This window comes from Enterorhabdus sp. P55, from assembly GCF_009911695.1.
GTDB lineage: Bacteria > Actinomycetota > Coriobacteriia > Coriobacteriales > Eggerthellaceae > Enterorhabdus.
In genome coordinates, this window is record NZ_QWKK01000125.1 from 1 (window position 1) to 5,481 (window position 5,481).

At 67.6% G+C, this 5,481-nt stretch carries 3 protein-coding genes; 2 read left to right on the plus strand and 1 reads right to left on the minus strand.

Annotated features, from left to right (window positions below):
- Positions 1–132 precede the first annotated feature (132 nt).
- Complete coding sequence (locus D1643_RS09490; protein ID WP_160710391.1) at positions 133–1,557, minus strand: amidophosphoribosyltransferase; 1,425 nt, start codon at positions 1,555–1,557, stop codon at positions 133–135.
- 287 nt (positions 1,558–1,844) lie between these two features.
- Here D1643_RS09490 and D1643_RS09495 point away from each other — a divergent pair, with 287 nt between their 5' ends.
- Positions 1,845–2,747, plus strand: a complete 903-nt coding sequence (locus D1643_RS09495) for a serine O-acetyltransferase (protein WP_160710392.1) — start codon at positions 1,845–1,847, stop codon at positions 2,745–2,747.
- A 634-nt stretch (positions 2,748–3,381) separates the two neighbouring features.
- A complete protein-coding gene (gene murB, locus D1643_RS12285) occupies positions 3,382–5,118 on the plus strand; it encodes a UDP-N-acetylmuramate dehydrogenase (protein WP_160710393.1) in 1,737 nt (578 codons plus the stop codon).
- The last annotated feature ends 363 nt before the right edge of the window (positions 5,119–5,481 follow it).

Genomic DNA, 5,481 nt, shown 5'->3' on the forward strand with positions numbered 1-5,481 from the left:
CTCGGCTGCGGGCGCGGGCGCTACGCGGGTCAGGCCGCGGCGCCCGGGCGCTACGCCGCCCGCCGCGCGGCCCGTTGCGGTGCGCGGCCATGAGAAAAGCGCCCCGCAGGGCGCTTTTCTCATGCGTGCGGCCTATTCCTCGCCGGTCCAGCAGTAGGTGCAGACCTTCTCGGGGTCGATGCCGATGGCGTCGAGCATGCCCTGCAGCGACTGGTAGCGCAGCGAGTCGAAGCCCATGTCCTCGCAGATCTTGCGCAGCAGGCACTGGCCGCGCTCGGTGGACGAGTCGGCGTACTCGCGCAGGTGCTGCACGCCTTCCTCGCCTTCCAGCTCGTGCACGACGCGGCGGCCGATGAGCTCCATGTCCGACTTGCTCGACGAGAAGCTCAGGTACTTGCAGCTGAACATGATGGGCGGGCAGGCGCTGCGCATGTGCACCTCGCGCGCGCCGGATTCGTACAGGAAGTCCACCGTCTCGCGGAGCTGGGTGCCGCGCACGATGGAGTCGTCCACGAACAGCAGGCGCTTGTCGCGGATCAGCTCGGGCACGGGGACCTGCTTCATCTTGGCCACACGGTTGCGCACGTCCTGGTTGCTCGGCATGAACGAGCGCGGCCACGTGGGCGTGTACTTGATGAACGGACGGCCGAAGGGCATGCCGCTCTCGGTGGCGTAGCCGATGGCGTGCGGCACGCCGGAATCGGGCACGCCGGCCACGTAGTCCACCTCGGGCATACAGCCCTGGGCGCGTTCGTCGCGGGCCATGACCTCGCCGTTTCGGTAGCGCATGACCTCGACGTTCATACCCTCGTAGTTGGAGTTCGGGTAACCGTAGTACACCCACAGAAACGCGCAGATCTTCATCTTGTCACGCGGCGCGGAGAGCGTCTCGATGGAGTCGGCGGTGATGCGCGCGATCTCGCCCGGGCCCAGCTCGTAGGCGTCCTCGTAGCCCAGCTTGTGGTAGGCGAACGACTCGAAGGCGATGCAGTGGCCCTCGCCGTCGCGCCCGACGAGTACCGGCAGGCGGCCCATCTTGTCGCGCGCGGCGATGATCTGCCTCTCGGAGGTCATGATGAGCAGCGTGCACGAGCCCTCGATCAGCTCCTGTGCGTGGAGGATGCCGTCGACGAAGTTGTCCTTCTGGTTGATGAGCGCGGCCACCAGCTCGGTCTGGTTCACCTTCCCCGAGCCCATGGCCATGAACTGCTTGCCCTGGTTGACGAAGTGGGACTCCACCAGCTCCTCGTCGTTGTTGATGGCGCCGACGGTGGTGAGGGCGAAGGTGCCCAGGTGGCTGCGGACGAGCAGCGGCTGAGGATCGGTGTCGCTGATGCAGCCGATGCCCGTGGTACCGCGGAACTTGGGCAGGTCGTCCTCGAAGCGCGTGCGGAAGGGGGTGTTCTCGATGGAGTGAATCTGGCGCTGGAAGCTCGACCCCTCCTCGTGGAAGATCATGCCTGCGCGTCGTGTGCCCAGGTGAGAGTGGTAGTCGACGCCGAAGAAGACGTCCAGAACCACGTCGCGATGCGAAACTGCGCCAAAGAAGCCGCCCACTGTCTTACCTCCACGGTTTAGGGGGCCCGCCCGTGTCGCTCGGGGCGCTCGGGCTGCCGCCGATTGCCTTACGCAAGGAGTATAGGCGTTGCCGCGGGCCTGCCGGCCATATTTTCAGTTTGTGCCAAATAAATCGACGGACATTCCCTACACTATTGGTAGACAAACTGCTGGGGTCGTCGTGCCGCGGGCCACGCCTCGCGCCGTACGTGCCGGGCGCTCGCCGCCCGTCGTTCGCCGCCTGTGCCGGCTGTCGCGCCCGGCGCCCACCACGAAGGAGGACACCCATGTTCGGAGACAACCTCGAGCGCATCGTCGCCGGAATCGAGAAGAACTACGAGGCCGACGAGATCTTCTTCACTAAGCCCGGCCGTCACTTCCCCAGCCGCTCGGCCATCAAGATGCTGCTGAAGGAGACGCGCCGCGTGCTGTTCCCCGGCTACTTCGGCGAGGAGATGCTCTCGCCGTACACGAGCCCGCGCTACTTCATCGGCGACACGCTCATGCAGGTGGAGCGCGTGCTGCGCGCCCAGGTCATCACGGCGCTCAAGTACACCGACGACGGCGCGAGCACTCCCGAGCAGATCGAGCAGCGCACCAACGAGATCTGCACCGCCTTCTTCGACGAGCTGCCGCAGGTTCAGCGCGTGCTGCTGACCGACGTGCAGGCGCTCTACGACGGCGACCCGGCCGCAGGCTCGAAGGAGGAGGTCATCTTCACCTACCCGGGGCTGTACGCCATCTATGTGTACCGTATCGCCCATGTGCTGTTTGAGCTGGGTGTTCCCATCATCCCGCGCGTTATGACCGAGCTGGCGCACAGCGGCACGGGCATCGACATCGGCGCCGGCGCGACCATCGGCGAGTACTTCTTCATCGACCACGGCACGGGCGTCGTCATCGGCGAGACCACCGAGATCGGCGACCATGTGAAGATCTACCAGGGCGTCACGCTGGGCGCGCTCTCGACGCGCGGCGGGCAGCGCCTGGCCGGCGTGAAGCGCCATCCCACCATCGAGGATGACGTGACCATCTACTCGAACGCCAGCGTGCTCGGCGGCGAGACCGTGGTGGGGAGGGGGTCTGTTATCGCGGGCTCTACGTTCGTGACGAGCTCGGTGCCGCCGCATTCCCGCGTGTCGGTGAAGGCGCAGGAGATCACCATGCGCCAGCCGGGCGAGAAGGACTAGCGCGGTTCTGCGGGCGACGCGCGGCGCGCGAATGCGGGCGACACGCGGGTTGCGTGGGCGCTGGCAGGCTGGGGAGGCGGTGTCGGCTGGGGGCAGGGCCGGGTCGCGCGATGCCGAGGCGCCGGCGGTGCGTGCGCGGGCGTGCGTTGACTTGGGCGCCGGGGCGCCGGGCGCGTTCCTCGAGCGCGTGGGCGGGCGTCGGGATGCGTCCGTCGTCGGTCGGCGTGATGACGGGGTTGGGCGGTGCCGGATGCCCCGCGGACGCGTGGGGGGCGGGTGCCGGAGGCCAGGCGCGGCATAGGTCGCGCGCCCCGTGGCGTCGAGTGGCCGCACGCGAGCGTCGAGCGCAGGGTGTCGGATGGCGCCGCGCGCCCCGCAGGTGTGTGGAGGCGGGCGTCCGGGTGCTCACAGCCACGTTTTGGCGCTGGAATGGCAGAAAATGGCAGTTTGGTACGCTTTGCCATCTTTGTTTGTGTGCAAACTTTTGCAAAACCCCAGGTCAGCGAAATTGATTGGCGAGGCGTGAGGCGAAAAATGGCGTTCTTTTGATTGAAAAGGCTCCGGCAAGCGTACCAAACTGCCATTTTCTGCCACTATGGGGCGAAAAAGTGGCAGTGAGCGAGAGGAGCGGGTCGTGCGTGCGACGGAAGAGCAGGTAGGAGCCGAGCTGCGGGCCATTCTGGGCGACGACGGGTTGCGCGAGAACGAGCCCCTGGCGGCGCACACGACGTTTCGCATCGGAGGCCCGGCGCGCTGGCTCGCACTGCCGTCGAGCGAGGAAGAGGTGCGCGCCGTGGTGCTGGCCTGCCGTCGCCTTGGCTGGCCCTGGCGCGTCCTGGGCCTGGGCTCGAACATCCTCGCTGCTGACGAGGGCCTCGACGAGGTGATTATTAAGCTCGCCGACCGATTTGCCGTCATAGAGATGGCCTCGGAGGGAGCGGAGCGCATGGAAGAGGCGGATGCCGCGAAAGACGTCGCGCACGCTGGGGAGGGCTGTGCAGAGAGGGGTCGTGTTGCGAGTGCCTCGGCGTATGCGGCGAGCGCCGCATACGTGGTAAGCCTAGCGAGCTCGGAAGGCGCGAAGGGCGCGGCGGAGCCTGCGGCCGCAGCGGGCGCGACGGAGAACGTGGGGGCCGCAGGCACGATGGGGCCTGCGAAAGGCGCGGCGAGCGCGGCGGGAACTGCGGAGCCTGCGGGGACTGCGGAAGGCGCGGCGAGGACGGCGAGCGTGACGGATGCGGCGGATGCGGAGCCTGCGAAAGGCGCGGCGGGCGCTGCGGAGCCTGCGGGGACTGCGAGCCTGGTGGATGCGGATGCGGGCGCAGTGGGCGCGATGAGGCACGTAGGGGTCGCGGACATGGCGGATGCGGCAGCTGCGGAAGGCGCGGCGAGCGTGACGGATGCGGCAGATGCGGCGGGGGTCGTGATCGTAGCAGGCGCGGCGAGCATGGCGGGAACCGCGGACGCGGCGTGGGCTGCGGGCAACACGCAGGATGCGGTGCGGCCCGTGGGAGCTGCGGATGCGGCGAAGATCGCGGACGCGCTTGCTGGCGTGGTGGAGCGCGGCTCGCGCGGTGCGGCTGCGGCCGCCGCCGTCGCGGGGGTCGCAGCGCTCAAGACGGCTCTCGGCGGGGCGTCCGTTCTGCCCGGTGGCGTCCAGAGTGTTTCACGTGAAACATCCGGGGCGGGCGCCCCTGCGGGGGACGCGACGGACGCGCGACCCGATGACGAGGCCGCCCGCACGTGGCTGGTGTTCGCGCAGGCGGGAGCCACGAACGCAGAAGTGGCAGAGGCTGCTTGCGCGGCAGGACTGGCGGGATACGAGTTCGCCAGCGGCATTCCCGGCACCGTCGGGGGCGCGGCGGTGATGAATGCGGGCGCCTACGGTGGCGAGTTCGCGGACGTGGCCGTCTCTGTGCGTTGCCTGACGCCCGAGGGCGCCGTGGTGGACGTGTCCGCCGCCGACGCGGCCTGGGGCTATCGGTCGAGCCTCATGATGGAGCGCGGCTACGTGGTGCTGGGGGCGATTCTGCGCCTGACCTGCGACGATCCCGCCGTCATCCGCGCGCGCATGGACGACCTGGCGCAGCGGCGGGACGAGAAGCAGCCCCTGGACATGCCGTCGGCGGGCTCCACCTTCAAGCGACCAGAGGGCCACTTTGCCGGCAAGCTCATTCAGGACGCAGGGCTCCAGGGGTTCGCTGTGGGAGGCGCCCAGGTGTCGACGAAGCACGCCGGCTTCGTCGTGAATACCGGAGACGCCACGGCCGCCGACGTGAGGATCCTCATCGCGCAGATTCAGGAGCGCGTAGAGGAGCGCTCCAGCGTCAGGCTGGAACCTGAGGTGCGCCTCTGGGAACCATCGATATAGATGACCCTATTTAGGTACTTCGAAATCTGATAGTACCAAAACAAGTACAACAAAACTGAATGCGAGAACCCTACTGCTGGGAGGGGTCTCTGTGTGCGCCCTCGGTCTCGTCGCACCGTTGGGGTGAAGGACGCGCGTGAAGTGAAGTGTTTCACGTGAAACATCAGTACGCTTTCTGAAAACCGATCCCCATTGTTTCACGTGAAACATTCGTACGCAGAAACGCCCCCGCAAACCCGAAGGCAGTAAGAGCGCGCCTAATCGAGGCGAGGTTGGGGAGGGCGATAGGAGGGGCGGCGACGAGGGGGTCGGGGAAGGGAGATGGGGAACGGAGAGGGGGAGCTGGGAAGGGGAATAGGGAGG

Bases quoted from the DNA above. Each gene is read 5' to 3' on its own strand.
- D1643_RS09495 (WP_160710392.1), top strand. From the start codon at position 1,845: ATGTTCGGAGACAACCTCGAGCGCATCGTCGCCGGAATCGAGAAGAAC.